Below are 14,895 nucleotides of genomic sequence, written 5' to 3' on the forward strand. Positions count from 1 at the left end.
GAGATCTTTCCGAACTTAAGCAAAATATTGAACAGCGTTCCGGAAGAGTTGCAACCCGTCCCCCTCGTCGAACTTTGGCCGCCGCGTCCATTGCGGGTGTTGCGTCCGATCGATGAATCGTTCCGGGTGGGGCATCAGCCCGAAGACGCGGCCTGAGCGGTCGCACATACCGGCGACGTCGCGGGCGGCGCCGTTGGGATTATAGGGTCGCGAGTCATCATCGGCCTTGGCATAGCGTAGCGTCAGTTGTCCAGCGTCTTCGAACCGATCGAGCGCTGCCTCGTCGCGACCCAGGAACTGACCCTCGGCATGAGCAATCGGCAAGTTCAATTGCTCAATCCCCTGCAGAAAGACGCACCGGTCGCTAGCAACGCGCAAAGTTACCCAACGATCAATAAACCGGCCCGACTTGTTCCAATTGAGCGTCGCCGCTGGGCCTTGGTCGTCGTCGATGTCGAGTAGGCCCGACTTTACAAGAATCTGAAAACCGTTGCAGATGCCCAGGATCAGCTTCCCCTGATCGCGAAACGCAGCGAGCGCGTCGCTGAGATGGTGCCGCAACTGGTTGCCGAGGATTCGCCCCGCTCCCAGATCGTCGCCGTAACTGAACCCGCCCGGCAGGCAGAGAATCTGGAAGTCGCCCGCCAGTTGCGGCATTTCGAGCCAGCGATTGACGTGGATCCGCTCGGCCGCCGCGCCAGCCTGCTCGAAAGCGTAGGCCGTTTCCATGTCGCAATTGGAGCCGGGAGCCCGCAGCACAAGAACGCGAGGTGTCATGGAGTGTTTAACGAATTACGGTTGGGAGATTTGGTTAGCCGCGACGCAATAGCGGAGCGATTGGCATGCTGATCATCGCCTTGAGCGCTCCGCTGACGCGTCGCGGCTAACGGCGATTGTTTAGTACCGCAACGGGCGCTGCCACGCTTCTTTGAGTTGTTCGCTGCCGGCGTCGATCAACGTTTCGCTGCCGCTGTTGATTTTCACTTGCTTCGCTTCAGTGACGACGCCAATCTTGGCGACCGGCAGCCCGGGGAACTGCCGCTCGAAGACCGCGGCCAACTCGGACGACACCTCGCATAGGAACCGGGTGTTCGATTCGCTGAAGAGCCGAGCGGTCGTCGAGAGCGATCCCTCGTCGGTCGGCACGGCGTCGAGTTGCACTTCCACGCCGAACCCGCCCGCGAAGGCCATCTCCGCCGCGGCGGCGGCGAGCCCGCCTTCACTCAGATCGTGGCACGCGGCGACCAGCCCCTCGCGGATCGCGCGGTGCATCGCGGCGAACGTCGCCTTGGCTCGCAAGCCTTCGACCGTCGGCACGGCGCCGCCGACGAGGTTGTTCACCAAGGCGTAGTGCGAACCGCCCAATTCGTCCTTCGTCGCGCCGACGAGGTAGAGCAAGTTGCCGGCCCGCTTCAGATCCATCGTCACGCAGTGGGCCACGTCGGCCACTTGGCCCATCGCGCTAATCAGCAGCGACGACGGGATGGCGATCGTCTGCTTCTGCCCGGCGGCGTCGAAGTAGCTGAACTCGTTGTTGAGGCTGTCTTTGCCGCTGATGAACGGCGTTTCGAGGATTAGCGACAAGTCATGGCAAGCGATCGCTGCGCGAACCAGTGCGCCGAGCGTTTCGCTCCGTTCGCAGTCGCCCCAGCAGAAGTTGTCGAGGATCGCGATCCGCGCCGGGTCAGCGCCGACGGCGACGCAATTGCGAACCGCTTCGTCGATCGCGCTCGCCGCCATGTGGTAGGGATCGAAGTCGCCGTAGCGCGGGTTCATCCCGCAGGAGATAACGACGCCGCGTCGCGAACTGAGGACCGGCCGCACCACCGCTGCGTCGCCGGGGCCGTCGCACTGGATGCCGACCAGCGGCTTGATCGCGCTACCGCCCTGGACCTCGTGGTCGTACTGCCGAACAATCGACTCCTTGCTGGCGACGTTCAGCGAGCCGAGGACGGCCAGCAGCGAATCGGTGACAGTCAACAAAGTTCCTCCGGCCCCCTCCCCTTGATGGGGAAGGCCGCGGAGGGGTGACAGCGGCACGTTTGGCTTTGCCGTAAACGCAGCCTGTCGCACCACCGGCGGCCGTCCGTCGTGGAGGAACGACATCGGCATGTCGCCGACGACGTTGCCGTTGTACTTCAGCACCAGTCGGCCCGTCGGTTCGAAACGCCCGATCGCCGTCGCTTCCACGCCTTCCGACGCACAAAGCTGATGCAATTCGGCCCACTTCGCCTCGGGGACGCTGAGGACCATCCGTTCTTGCGATTCAGAGATCCACAGCTCCGTATACGACAGTCCCGCATACTTCACGGGCGCCTTGTCGAGATGCACTTCTGCACCAATCTTTTCGCCCATTTCACCGACGGCGCTGGAGAACCCCCCTGCCCCGCAATCGGTCATCGCGGTGAACAGATTGCGGTCGCGCGCTTCAAGCAACACATCGAGAACTTTCTTCTCCTCGATCGCATTGCCGATCTGGACGGCCCCGCCGGAGAGCGATTCGCTCTCGTGGGTCAGTTCGGCGCTGGAGAATGTGGCGCCATGGATGCCGTCGCGGCCGGTCCGTCCGCCGACGGCGACGATCAGGTCGCCCGGCAACGGTTCCTTGAATGACTTGTCGCGCGGAATCAGCCCGACATTGCCGCAGTAGACGAGCGGGTTGCCCAGATATCGCCGGTCGAAGTAAACGGCGCCGTTGACGGTGGGAATCCCCATCCGGTTACCGTAGTCGCGCACCCCCTCGACGACGCCGCGCATCACCAGCTTCGGATGGAGCACGCCCGTCGGCAGTTCCTCCACTGGCGTGTCGGGCGGCGCGAAGCAGAAGACGTCGGTGTTGCAGATTGGCTTGGCGCCGAGTCCGGTGCCGATCGTGTCGCGAATCACGCCGCCGATGCCGGTGTTAGCGCCGCCGTACGGCTCCAGCGCCGACGGATGATTATGCGTCTCGACCTTGAAGGCAACGTTAAAATCGTCGTCAAACCGCACGATGCCGGCGTTGTCCTTGAAGACGCTGACGCACCAGTCGTCGTCGCCCCAGCGGCGGCGCAGTTCTTGCGTCGCGGCGAAAATCGTCTCCTTCAGCATGTTCTCGAATTGCCGTTCGCCATGTTCGTCGCGATAGGCGATGCGGCCGGCGAGCGTTTTGTGGCTGCAATGCTCGCTCCACGTTTGAGCGACCGTCTCGAGCTCGATGTCGGTCGGCTCGCGGCCCAACTCGATGAAGTAACGCTGGATTGTCTCCATCTCCGCCGGCTGGAGGTATAGCTGCCCCTCTTTGCTGAGTCGCGCCAAACCGGCCGCGTCTAAGTCGCGAATGGCGACCGTCTTTAACTGGAACTGATAGTCGCTGCCCGACTGCAGGCGATCGAACGGCAGCGGTCCGACGACCACCTGCTCGATCGCATCGTTGGCCAGCAGTTTCGTGCTGATAGCGCGCACCTCCTCGGCGCTGGCATCGGCGATCCAATATTTGCGCAGCGTCCGCACCGCGTCGACTTCCCAGCCAAAATCCCGCACGGCGGCCTCGGCGCTTTGGGCCACTGGATCCATCACGCCCGGTTTGAGCAGTACCTGCACTAGCTGCGTTCTGTCCCCTGCCGAGATTCGTTCCGGCGGTGCGGCGAGATTCGCATCACTCACTTGGCCGAGCTGATAGTCCTCCGCGACGGTGTCGGCAAACAGTTCGCGTGCCAGCCGTTCGATCCGCTCGGGAGAAAGGTCGGGTCCTTGCACCAGATAGCCGCGCGACGAGGCGACGCGCACCTTCTGGGCGAGTCGCAGCGCGATCACGTCGTTGGCGACGCCATCGGCGTCGAGGTCAGGGAGTCCGGCACGCGGATGGAGGTCAATCTCCCACAGCATCTCGAATCCGTTTCGCTTCCTGAAGCTCAAGGGTGAGGGCGGGTACGTCGCCGTTGGTAAGTGCTTTGTCGAATTCCGCCAGCCGATGCTCGAACCGTCGGAGGGCGTCGACCACCGCCGCGCGGTTCTGCGTGAAAATTTGCGTCCAGAGCTGCGGCGAGCCGGCGGCGATCCGCGTCGTGTCGCCCCAACCAGTGCCGGTCAGCTGTAACCATTCTTCGGGAGTCGCGCTGGCAAGCGCGGCCGCGATCAAATGGGGCAAGTGGCTGGTCGCCGCCAGCGCTCGGTCGTGTTCTTCGGGCGATAGGAGAACGACTTCAGCGCCAAGCGCTTCCCAGAATTCTTTCGTCCGCTCCACCAATCCGGGAGGCGTGTCGTCTTCGGGCGTGACGAGCACGGTGCGGTCGACCAAGAGATCGGCGCGGGCGAACTCGGGGCCGGTGCGGTGGCCGCCGGCTAAGGGGTGGCTGCCGATGAAGTGGGCGCCGGGGGCGGGACGCCCCGGCTCGCTAGGGGGGAGCTTTCTGATCTCGCGACAAATCTGCGCTTTCGTGCTGCCGGCGTCGGTGATTGTCGCCCGCGGAGCCGCTGCCGCGACCGCCGTGACCGTGTCGACGATCGAATCTACCGGCGTCGCGATGATGACCCAATCGGCTCCGACCACTCCCTCGACGAGGTTGGTCGTTGCGCGGTCGATGGCACCCAACTGTCGCGCTTTTTCCAGGCTCGTCAGCCGGCGTCCCACGCCAACCACTTCATCCGCCAGTTCGCGCTCGCGCAGGGCCAATCCGATCGAGCCACCGATCAGGCCGACGCCAATGATCGCAACGCGGGGTCGGTCAGGCATGCGCGGGGTGGAACGGCGGTGGAGGAAAATCGGCCAGCGAGGCGGGGCGGCAGGCCGGATAGATCGGCCAACTGGCTCAATCCGCCCTGGGAGGAGCGTATTTTAGCAAACGGCCCGGCGGTTGCATGGGGGTAATGTCGAGGGAAGGCAGAGTGCGCAAAGTTTTTGCCAAGAATCGCCGATGCATCTGACTCGGCTTCACGCTTATGACAGCATCAGAGGGGGCCCTGCGGGGCATTTTTGGCCACGGCGGACGCCGCTGCCTCCGGTTTCTTGGTCACCGCTTGACTAACCGGCAAGGTCGCTTCCCCCCGGCTTGCCTAGGGAGAAAAATTCTCATGCTGTCGCTCCGGTTTATCTGCAAATCGCCGATTACGCACTACAATACCTTGCGCAGAGCGGGGTCCAGTGGTCTGTCGAGCAAGGGAAAGCGTTCGATGGGGTTACAAAATCGCGAAGGGAGTAGCGCAGTCTCACGTTCGCTCGAATTGGAGGGCGGTCACATGATGCGCAACACAAGTCTAGCTCTGCTGTTTCTGCTGTCGTCAACCGTCGGCAACGCCTCCGCCCAGTCGTGGGCCGAGAAAATGTTCCCGGTGAAGGATCACAACTTTGGCACGGTCGCCCGCGGGGCCGACACCGTCTACAAGTTCGAGATCACCAATCCCTACAAGCAGGACATAATCGTGACCGGCGTCCGCTCCAGCTGCGGCTGCACGTCGCCGACGCTGGAGACCGCTGACGGCAAGCCGCCTGAAAACGGCCAAATCGTCCTCAAAAGCCACGAAAAGGCTTATGTCGTCGCCCGGTTCAATACCCGGACGCATATTGGCCAGAAGGGCGCCACGCTCACCGTGAGCCTCGGCGGCCAATACGGCGGCGAAGTCCAACTCCACGTGAGCGGCAACATCCGCAGCGACATCGTCTTTAATCCCGGCGCCATCGAATTCGGCGAAGTGAGCGAAGGCGAAGTGAAGGAACAACGCGTCACGGTCAACTATGCCGGCCGCTCCGACTGGGAAATCGTCGACGTCACCAACGACAATGACAATTTTGAAGTGGAGCTCCTTGAAGCGAATCGCACCGCGGGCAAAGTGTCGTACGATCTGATCGTTCGACTGAAGAACAACTTGCCGGCCGGTCATGTGAAAGATCAGCTCACGGTCGTCACCAACGACAATCGCGCCGAGAACCAGCGGATCCCGCTCATCGTCAGCGGCAACGTTCGTCCCGAGTTCTCGGTGACGCCGGCCCAGCTCGTCCTCGGCGAAATGAAGCCTGGCGCGCACGTGACGAAGAAGATCGTCGTCCGCGGCAAGGAAGCGTTCAAGATCGTCGACGTCGACTGCGGCGAAGACTGTTTCGAGTTCAAGACCGACTCGGACGAGGCCAAGAAGATCCACTTCGTCGACGTGACCTTCCGCGCTGGCGAAGCCCCCGGCAAGGTTCAAACGCCGATCCGAATCGTGACCGATCGCGATAACCGCGGCGCCACCTGCGTCGCCTCGGCGACGGTGATCGAGCCCGCGGCCGCCCCGGCCGCTGCTGGCGCCGCGGAGACGCCAGTCGGCGAAACCGCCGACAGCGGCGCCGTGCGGACCGCCTCGACGCCTTGATGCTGGCGTTTCTTAAAGCTGCTCCAAAGTCACGAACAACGATTAGCCCCCGGCCGCCCCGGGGGCTATTTTTTTCTGACCGTCACCATCCGACGGCCCCATTGGCTGCTAGCAGGCGTCGCACCTTCGATTGACGCCCTCCAAGGTTCTCGCCATACTCCCGCCGCTTGTCGGCAGGCGGCAGCGCGTGCGCGCAGTTCGTTCGTCGGCGGCGTCGCCTTTTCTCTCGTAAAACCTGGTGTTTAGCGGCCCGCATGGAGCTCGGCAACATCCGCCGTCGACGGCTCGTCCCGCGCGCGATCTTCGCGACCGCGGCGTGCTGCGCCTGGTGGCTAATGTCAGCTCCGCAATCTCTTAGTGCAGCGGAGGTCTCCGAAGACTTTCTCGAAGTCCAAGAATCGCTTTCGACGGAAGAAACCATGTTCCCCGAAGGGCGTTCGATTCTCGATGAGGAAGTCCTGCCCTCTGCCGACGAGTCAGACGCATCGCTCGAGGACGCGACCAATTCGCTCATCGATCCTCAGGGCGAGATTGGCGCCCTCGGCGAGTCGCCCGGCGGCGAGTTTGGCCCAGGCGTCCATGAACATCTCCGCCCGTTCGATTACATGCGTCACTGGGGCTTTCACCATTCGTCGACCGAGGGCCGCTTTGTCGATAAAAACGTTCCCCTCCATTTCAGCAGCTGGCTGAACCGGCCCTACCATGTCGACTGGTTTGCCGGTCCTTTGTTGAGCGATAGTCCCAATAAGACCCACCACGTGAAACAGACGAACGCCCTGTTCGGCGGCTTGCGCTTCGGGTGGGACTTTGACTACTACTGGGGGACCGAATGGCGGTTCGGCTGGTCCGATCCCGAAATTTTCTACGAAGGCTCTTCCGTCCGTCAGCCAGGCCAATACTGGGCCAGCGACGTCAATCTCATTTACTATCCCTGGGGCGACACGCGCTTGCGTCCCTTCTTTATCACGGGCATCGGCATCAGCCAGGTCGGCTCGATCCACAACGACGGCGGCGGCCTGGAGGCCAACCTCCTGGGAACCCCTTTTGGTCTTGGCATTCAGTTCCAACAGACGCCGTGGCTCGCCTGGCGCGCTGAGATCATGGACAACCTCGCCTGGGGGAGCGAAGGCGTCAGCACGACGCAAAACATTTCGTTCACCGCGGGGATGAACATCCGCTACGGAGCCCGCAAGCCCTCCTACTGGCCGTGGCGAACGTCACGGCACTCTTGGTAGAATTGCCAGTTCAGCCCCCGGCTCCGCCGGGGGGGCGGTCACCATGCCGGTCGACCTCGTCCTGCGTAGCGCAATCCCCCGGAAGAACCGGGGTCTGCAAATCGGGTCCGCAGCGCCGATCAACACCTCCCTCCCCCGCCTCCACGCCGTTGCCATCCTCGTCCGATCCGCCGCCGAGTTCCCGTCCGCCGCGGATTGCCGTGATCGGCGGCGGCGTCAGCGGACTCGCCGCCGCGCACCGGCTCCGCAAGCTCATCCTCCACGCCGAGTTGCAACTCTTCGAAGCCAGCGACCGGCTTGGCGGGCCGCTGTTCACCATCGCTCACGACGATTCGGTGCTGGAGCAGGGCGCCGACAGCTTTCTAATCAAAACGCCGTTCGCCCTCGATCTCTGCCGCGAGCTCGGGCTGTCCGACGAACTGATTCCGACGAATGAACAACATCGCCGGGCGTTGGTCGTGCGCGGCGGCCGCCTCGTGCCGGTTCCTGAAGGCTTCGTCCTGATGAAGCCGCAGAATCTCGGCGCGATGCTGAAGTCGCCGCTGCTCAGCCCGCTTGGCAAGTTGCGTTTGCTCGCCGAACCGCTGGCGCTCGTCCCCGCGGCCGTGAATCGCCCGGGCTACGACGAAAGCGTCGCGAGCTTCGCCACGCGGCGCCTCGGTCGCGAAACGTACGAGCGCCTGGTGGAACCGCTGATCGCCGGCATCTACGTGGCCGACGCCCGGCAGCTGAGCCTTGCCGCGACCTACCCCGAGTTCCTGGAGGCCGAGCGCCGGCACGGCAGCCTCTGGCGTGCGATACGCGCCGCCAGCCGGCAGGACGGCCGCGACGAGCAACAGCAACCGCCGGCCGCCGCGGCGCGCTATGGCCAGTTCGTCACGCTGCGCGGCGGCCTGCGGACCTTCGTCGCGGCGCTTGTTGACACGCTGCCTCGGCAGGCGATTCGGCTGCGCACCCCCGTCATGCAGGTTGAGCGGCACGCCGCCGGCCGCTGGGCGATCAAGACGGCGCCCGGCGCGCCGTTGGAACACTTCGATGCCGTGCTGATCGCCGCACACGCGCCCCAAGCGGCGCCGATGATTCAGCAATGCGACGCGGAGCTCGCGCGGAACTTGGCGAGCATCGAATACGCCAGCAGCGCCGTGGCGACGCTTGTCTACCATCGGCAGGACATCGAACATCCGCTCGATGGCTTCGGATTGGTCGTCCCCGCGATCGAGCATCGGCCGATCGTCGCTGCGAGTTTTCTCACCGTCAAGTTCCCCAGTCACGGACCGCCTGGACGCGCGATCGTCCGCGTCTTCTCCGGCGGAGCCCTGCAGCCTGAGATGGTCGATCGCGATGACCACGAATTGGTCGCTATCGCGAAACAGCAAATGGCTGAGCTCATCGGCGCCAGCGGCGAGCCGATTGAAACGCGCGTCATCCGTTGGCGCGACGCGATGCCGCAGTACCATGTTGGCCACGTGGCGCGCGTCGAGGCGATCGAACAGTCCATCGCGGCGCATCCTGGCTTGGAACTGGCCGGCAACGCCTATCGCGGGGTCGGGATCCCCCAGAGCATCCACAGCGGCCGACAAGCCGCCGAACGCTTGGCGAAGCAACTCAGCACCTAGCCGCGCGTCAACGAGCGGCTGGAGTTAAATGCTGAATGGGAATTCCGGGCTCCATCTGCGAGATCGATGTTGCTCCGATTCGGCATTCAGGATCAGGAGCATCGCGGCTTCTACCGCCAGCGGAGCTGTGCCCCGCCATTCTCGGTGACGCGCGCCTCCAACTCCCAATCGGTTGGCGAGACCGAAGGATCAAACTCGCTCTGCAGCTTCGCCAACCGTTGCAGATCGGCCATTAACTGCGCATCATTCCTGAGAGCAGCTTCAATTGCCGGAGCGCTGTGATGGCCGTCAACGTTGATCTCGCCAGTGATCTCGTCGAACCGAATGGCCGCTTCCTCGTCCGGCTCGGCGCCGAGCGAAGTGAGCAGTTCCTGCAGTTGTCGCGAGATCCGTTCATGCAACGACGCGGCTTCGTTGGCGGCAGCCGCCGACGCCGCACTCGCCGAAGCATCGCCTTCTTCGACCGCCGCCTGAAAGAACTGCCCGAACGGCCGCGAGAAGGCGCCGAGGGCGTTACTCGCGCCGTTCACCGCGATGTTGGCTGCCTTAGGAGCCGCCGCCAAGCCGAAGAGCGCATTCATCGTTGAAATCCCTGGCGAGACGCGCGTGCGTCGGACGCCGCAGAGTCGCGAAAAGAACGGACCAAAACCAGCGCGCCATCCGCCGCCGCGGACCGAGTGCCCATCTCCCTCATCGGCGTCGCCCCAACCTGCGATTGAGGCGATCTGCGCAGAATCTGCGGCTGCTAGCAGTGCCGACGCAAGTTTCCTTGGCCTCGACGCCGCGGCCCATACGAACAGCAAGCAAGAAAGACGTTCACCGCAGAGCATACAGAGATCACAACGAAGATTGCCAGAACGCAGGCAGTGCTTCTTCCTCTGCGCTCTCTGTCTCCTCCGTGGTGAGGCCGCGATCGAGCCGCCAGCAGGAGTCCGCGGGCGGTTGAACAATTTCCAGCCGGGCGCTAGCGACGCCGTTACCGCGATTGCTTCGCCAGTCGCGACTCAGCGCGCTGCTGCTGCACCAGCTCGGCCTGGCGAGCGTCAATCTGCCGGCTCAAGAATGTCAAGTCGTCGTCGCTGAGCTCAGTGAAGTTCACGCCGAGCGTCCGGCCCGTCTCCGTCAGTAATGTCACGCCGTGGTCGTCAATCGCGACGACCCGCGCGGTCGCGAGATTGCTTCCTTCGTGGTCGCTCCAGGCCCGCGCCGAGTTGCTGGCCCAACCGCCTGGTTCGGTGAGTACTTCGTTCGAGCTGCTCGGACCGAACAGAGCGTCGAAATCGAGTTCCTTGTTTTCCTCAGGCTCCTTTTTTGCTCCGTCGGCGGCTGGCAGCGCGGCAGGCGATTCCGTCGCGGAGGCGCCGGCCGGCGTCTCTGCCGCCGTCTCGGTGGCAGGCGTTGTGGCCGGCTCGGGAGCCGCGCTCGTGGCTGGCGACGCGTCGCTGCCTGGCGCCGCGGGCTCGCCAAACAAGTCGGAAGCGTCCGGTTCGGCTGGCGTCGCAGGCGCCGGCGTCGTGGGCTCGGCTGTCTCTTCCGCGACCGGCTCCGAAGCCGCTTCGGTCGTCGGCGCGACGACCGGATCTTCCGCCGGTGCGGCGGCCGGTTCGCCGAATAAATCATCGACCGCCGCAGGCGCGGCGCTGGCGTCCGTTTCCGATTCCATTGCCGGCGCAGCCGTTGTTTCCGGAGTCTGTTCGGGCTCCGGCTCGGCGGGCGCTTCAGTGAACGCCTCGTCCACTTCGACTTCCGCTTCCGTGGGGGCAGCGGGCGCTTCCGCCGCTGGCGTCGCGCCCGGCGTCATGTCGCGCCGCAACGGGTCGGCCAGCGGGTCGTCCATCGGGTCGGCGTCGCGATTCTCGCCGGTGCTCGCCGGAGCGGGAGGAGCAAACGTCGCCGGCTTCGGTTTCGGCGAGATGGCCGGCACGGCCAGTGGCGGCGGCGAGACCGGCTTCGCGACCGACTTCTCGCTTGGCGCACCCGCGCCCGGCTTAGCAGGGGCGGGAATCTCTTCCTGAGCGGAATCGGGAGCCTTATCGGCCGGAGTCGGCACGGCGGGATTGGCGTGCGCTGGCTTGCCTGGCATCGATTCGCAGCACGCCGGTTCGCTCGGGGGTAGGCAGCATTCGACTGCCGGGGCTGGTTCGCAGCAGACGGGCTGCGGCAGGCAGCAAGCCGCGCCGCTCGAGGGGTGCATCACCGGCTGGTAGGCCAGCGTGACGCGAACCGACATCCCGACGATGCCCAACAGGGCGGTGATTGTTCTCTTCATGGCTCTTCTCGTCCCCACTTCTCTCGCCCCACGCCTAAACTACCCCTGTGCGTGCGGTCGAACTCCATTGCCGATGAACCTAGCCAGCGCCCGCCATCGTACGAGCGCAGCCGCTCCCGTTCAATTCTTCGGGCGCGGCCGATCGGCATTCAGCCACGCGGCGTCGCCCGATGGTGACGCCGCACGCGCGTCAACCTCGCGCCTGTTTCCAGCCGTCGGCTGCAAAATCGCTAACTTAAGGCGACGTCTCCGTTGCCGAATGGCTGCCGTGATCTAGGTACGACTGCACCGCCTGATGTTTATCTGCCAGCAGGCGTTCTTCCATCTGGTGTTGCGTCGCCTTGCTTTGCCAGGCCTGGGCAAACGGTCCGCTCAATTGCGCCGACGGGGCGTCCGTAAGCAGATCCAACGCCCGCCTGAATAGCTCCGCCCCTTCGCGATGCCAGGCGAGCGCCTTTTCGGCGTACGCCGAGACGTGACCGTCGACTCCGCGGACGTCGAGCGCCTCGATGGCGTCGGCCGCATCCTGATGACCCTTGTTGCGCAGCGTCAGGTACTCGTAGAGCGCCCAGTTCTTGGAACGACGCGTTTTCAGCGGGGCGGCCTTGGGCTTCGGGCCTTTCGGCGGGCCCTGATTGCGTAGCGTCAGGTAGTCGTACACCTGCAGGTCAGACGACTTCGCGTTCGCCGACGTCCGCGCGGCCAACTCGTTCTTCATGCATTCGTCCAGCGCCGTCCAGTAGGCCAATGTCAGCGCGTGCCGTTGCTCGGCGGGCAGCGCCAGCGCGTCGGCGAGATCTTCCGGAGGCTTCGCGGGGCCCGCTGGTTGAGTCGGCCCCTGCGCCCCATTGTCGAGCGCTGCTCCAATCGCCGCATGCACGTCCACGGCCACGACTGCCGGATCCGCCGCCGGCGCGATGATTTCGGCGTGTTGCAACGCCTTCACGGTGACGTCCCGCACGTCGATCCCAAAATAGATCGATCCCAGGATCAGCCCGCCCAGGAGCGCCACGGCGCACCCGAATACTTCCAATACGGCCCCGCCGCGACGATGCGTCGACGCAGCCGCGCGATCAACAATTAAAACAGAATGCATCGAAGTTCGCCCTTGTCTCGTGTCGGCGCAGCGCTGGCGCGAACGCAGCACACCGCGCACGTCACCGCACCCCAAGCATAGGTCGAAACCGGGCTAAATGGCTGCCGCGCCGTCCCAACCGGTTGTAGCGATTGCGAGGCGCGGGACGAACGTTTACGCCCGGATCCTTAGCCGGAGTCTTCGTCGGCCAGAAAGGACCACCGTGGCCTTAAACTTCCACCGCGGCCGCCTTGCGCGACTCGCGCTTGCGGTCATTCTCACTCAACAGCGCCTTGCGCATCCGAATGTTCTTCGGCGTGATCTCGACGAGCTCGTCGTCTTCGATGTACTCCAGGCAAGCCTCCAGCGACATCTCGCGGACCGGGCGAACCTTGGCGTTGTCGTCCTTGCCCGAAGCGCGGACGTTGGTGAGCTGCTTGCCGCGGACCACATTGACCACTAAATCCCCGGCGCGGCAGTTTTCGCCCACAATCTGTCCAAGGTAGCAGTCCTCGCCCGGGCGCACGAAGAAGATGCCGCGGTCGTACAGGGCGTCGAGAGAATAGGCGGTCGCCGAGCCCGACTCATTGGAGATCAGCACGCCCAACTGCCGCTTGGGGAGCTCGCCTTTGACCGGCTCGTAGCCGAGCAGCGTGTGATGCATGATCGCCTGCCCCTTGGTTGCGTTGAGCATCCGGCTGCGGAGCCCCATGAGCGAACGGGCCGGAATGCGGAACTCCATGTGAATGAAGCCGCTGGTCGCCGAGCGATGCCCCATCTTCACCATCTCCGCCCGGCGGTCGCCGAGCAACGCCATCACCGAACTTTGGCAGTCGTCCGGGCAATCAACCACCAACTGTTCGATGGGCTCGCACCTCACGCCGTCGATCTCGCGGTAAATCACCTGCGGCTTGCCGACGCAGAGCTCGAACCCCTCGCGCCGCATATTCTCGATCAGGATGCCCAGGTGCATCATGCCGCGGCCCGAGACGCGGAATTGCTCCTGGGTTGGACCAGGAGCGACGCGCAGGGCGACGTTCGACCGCAGCTCGCGCTCTAGCCGTTCGCCGATCTGCCGACTCGTGAGGAACTTCCCGTCCCGTCCGCTGAACGGGCCATCGTTCACGCGAAACATCATGTGGAGCGTCGGTTCGTCGACCCGCGTATGCGGCAATGCATGCGGCTCGTCGGCGTCGGCGATCGTATCGCCGATTTCGATCGGCTCCATCCCAACCACGGCGCACAGGTCGCCGGCCGCCACTTCGTCCACTTCCACGCGCTCTAGGCCTTCGAACGCCAGCAACTGCACGACGTTCTTGCGGGTCACTTCGCCTAGGTGGTCGATGACCGCCACCCGCTGCCGCTTCTTGATCACCCCCGCATGGACGCGGCCGATGGCGATTCGGCCGACGAACTCGGAGTAATCCAGCGACGTGACTTGAAACTGCAACGGCTCCCGCGCACGGTCAGCCTTGTCGGGCGGCGGCACGTGCCCGACGATCGCTTCGAAGAGCGGCACGAGATTGCTGCTCGGATTGGCCAGATCGGCCGTGGCCCAGCCGTCGCGGGCCGAAGCAAAGATCACCTGGAAATCGAGCACGTCGTCGGGGGCGTCGAGATCGACGAGCAAGTCGAACACCTCGTTGACGACTTCCTGCGGCCGCGAGTCAGGCCGATCGACTTTGTTGACGACCACGATCGGCTTCAACCCGCGATCGAGCGACTTCTGCAGCACGAACCGCGTTTGCGGCATCGGGCCTTCGTACGCGTCGACCAGCAGCAGCGTGCCGCTCGCCATGTTGAGCACGCGCTCCACCTCGCCGCCGAAGTCGGCGTGGCCTGGCGTGTCGATCAGATTGATGCGGTACGTTTCGCCGTCGGCCGCCTGATACGCGACCGCGCAGTTCTTAGCGAGAATCGTGATCCCGCGCTCCCGTTCCAGATCGTTGCTGTCCATGATCAGGCCATGCTGCCCGCCGGCCAACTTATCGAGTTCCTCATTCCGGTAGAGTCCCGACTGATAGACCAGTTTGTCGACCAGCGTGGTTTTCCCATGGTCGACGTGGGCGATGATCGCCACATTGCGAAGATGCGACGGCGGGACGACAATTCGACTACGGGCCATAAAACGGGTCTCAAAAAAACGTGGGATCGTGCGTCAAGCATCGACGCACGCGCAGAGAGGCGGGGCCGCAATTGTACGAGATTTCACCCCTCAGGTGCAGGCCCGCAGGCTCCCGCTCTGGTCGTTGAACGCATTTTCCTCGTTGCACGCCGCGCAGTCGTACGTTTGGAGCGTCTGCGTCAACCTTGTTGCCGCCGCTGGCCGACTCTATACTTCTAGTGGACCAAAGTCATACGGCGAGCCCCCCA

10 protein-coding genes are annotated in these 14,895 nt (G+C 64.2%); 3 read left to right on the forward strand and 7 right to left on the reverse strand.

The features are described from left to right. Positions 1 to 15 precede the first annotated feature (15 nt). From purQ to I41_RS04635, 3 genes are all read right to left on the reverse strand, one after another. Positions 16 to 777, reverse strand: coding sequence for a phosphoribosylformylglycinamidine synthase I (gene purQ, locus I41_RS04625; protein WP_145431352.1), 762 nt, complete (start codon positions 775 to 777; stop codon positions 16 to 18). 120 nt (positions 778 to 897) lie between these two features. Continuing rightward, a complete protein-coding gene (gene purL, locus I41_RS04630; RefSeq protein ID WP_145431354.1) occupies positions 898 to 3,864 on the reverse strand; it encodes a phosphoribosylformylglycinamidine synthase subunit PurL in 2,967 nt (988 codons plus the stop codon). Next, complete coding sequence (locus tag I41_RS04635; protein ID WP_145431355.1) at positions 3,848 to 4,711, reverse strand: prephenate dehydrogenase; 864 nt, start codon at positions 4,709 to 4,711, stop codon at positions 3,848 to 3,850. Before I41_RS04635 ends, purL begins: the two co-directional genes overlap by 17 nt. A gap of 503 nt (positions 4,712 to 5,214) precedes the next feature. Here I41_RS04635 and I41_RS04640 point away from each other — a divergent pair. The 3 genes from I41_RS04640 (at position 5,215) to hemG (ending at position 9,178) form a co-directional block, all read left to right on the forward strand. Continuing rightward, a complete protein-coding gene (locus I41_RS04640; protein WP_168206691.1) occupies positions 5,215 to 6,327 on the forward strand; it encodes a DUF1573 domain-containing protein in 1,113 nt (370 codons plus the stop codon). Positions 6,328 to 6,581: 254 nt separating this feature from the next. After that, positions 6,582 to 7,562 carry a porin family protein gene (locus I41_RS27040; protein ID WP_210421112.1) on the forward strand — a complete coding sequence of 327 codons (981 nt, stop codon included), beginning with the start codon at positions 6,582 to 6,584 and terminating at the stop codon, positions 7,560 to 7,562. A gap of 149 nt (positions 7,563 to 7,711) precedes the next feature. Continuing rightward, positions 7,712 to 9,178, forward strand: a complete 1,467-nt coding sequence (gene hemG, locus I41_RS04645) for a protoporphyrinogen oxidase (protein WP_168206693.1) — start codon at positions 7,712 to 7,714, stop codon at positions 9,176 to 9,178. A 110-nt stretch (positions 9,179 to 9,288) separates the two neighbouring features. Here the strand turns inward: hemG and I41_RS04650 are convergent, their stop codons facing one another. From I41_RS04650 to typA, 4 genes are all read right to left on the reverse strand, one after another. Next, positions 9,289 to 9,759, reverse strand: coding sequence for a hypothetical protein (locus tag I41_RS04650; protein ID WP_145431361.1), 471 nt, complete (start codon positions 9,757 to 9,759; stop codon positions 9,289 to 9,291). A gap of 395 nt (positions 9,760 to 10,154) precedes the next feature. Further along, entirely contained in the window at positions 10,155 to 11,447 is a 1,293-nt protein-coding gene (locus I41_RS04655) for a hypothetical protein (protein WP_145431363.1), read from the reverse strand. Positions 11,448 to 11,682: 235 nt separating this feature from the next. Continuing rightward, positions 11,683 to 12,543, reverse strand: a complete 861-nt coding sequence (locus I41_RS04660; protein ID WP_145431365.1) for a hypothetical protein — start codon at positions 12,541 to 12,543, stop codon at positions 11,683 to 11,685. A 208-nt stretch (positions 12,544 to 12,751) separates the two neighbouring features. After that, positions 12,752 to 14,647: a translational GTPase TypA gene (gene typA, locus I41_RS04665; protein ID WP_145431367.1), complete on the reverse strand. Its 1,896-nt coding sequence runs from the start codon at positions 14,645 to 14,647 to the stop codon at positions 12,752 to 12,754. Positions 14,648 to 14,895: the final 248 nt, after the last annotated feature.

It is taken from the genome of Lacipirellula limnantheis (genome assembly GCF_007746075.1).
Lineage (GTDB): Bacteria > Planctomycetota > Planctomycetia > Pirellulales > Lacipirellulaceae > Lacipirellula > Lacipirellula limnantheis.

Bases quoted from the DNA above. Each gene is read 5' to 3' on its own strand.
- I41_RS04650 (WP_145431361.1), bottom strand. From the start codon at position 9,759: ATGAATGCGCTCTTCGGCTTGGCGGCGGCTCCTAAGGCAGCCAACATC.
- purQ (WP_145431352.1), bottom strand. From the start codon at position 777: ATGACACCTCGCGTTCTTGTGCTGCGGGCTCCCGGCTCCAATTGCGAC.
- typA (WP_145431367.1), bottom strand. From the start codon at position 14,647: ATGGCCCGTAGTCGAATTGTCGTCCCGCCGTCGCATCTTCGCAATGTG.
- I41_RS04635 (WP_145431355.1), bottom strand. From the start codon at position 4,711: ATGCCTGACCGACCCCGCGTTGCGATCATTGGCGTCGGCCTGATCGGT.
- I41_RS04655 (WP_145431363.1), bottom strand. From the start codon at position 11,447: ATGAAGAGAACAATCACCGCCCTGTTGGGCATCGTCGGGATGTCGGTT.
- I41_RS04640 (WP_168206691.1), top strand. From the start codon at position 5,215: ATGATGCGCAACACAAGTCTAGCTCTGCTGTTTCTGCTGTCGTCAACC.
- I41_RS04660 (WP_145431365.1), bottom strand. From the start codon at position 12,543: ATGCATTCTGTTTTAATTGTTGATCGCGCGGCTGCGTCGACGCATCGT.
- purL (WP_145431354.1), bottom strand. From the start codon at position 3,864: ATGCTGTGGGAGATTGACCTCCATCCGCGTGCCGGACTCCCTGACCTC.
- I41_RS27040 (WP_210421112.1), top strand. From the start codon at position 6,582: ATGGAGCTCGGCAACATCCGCCGTCGACGGCTCGTCCCGCGCGCGATC.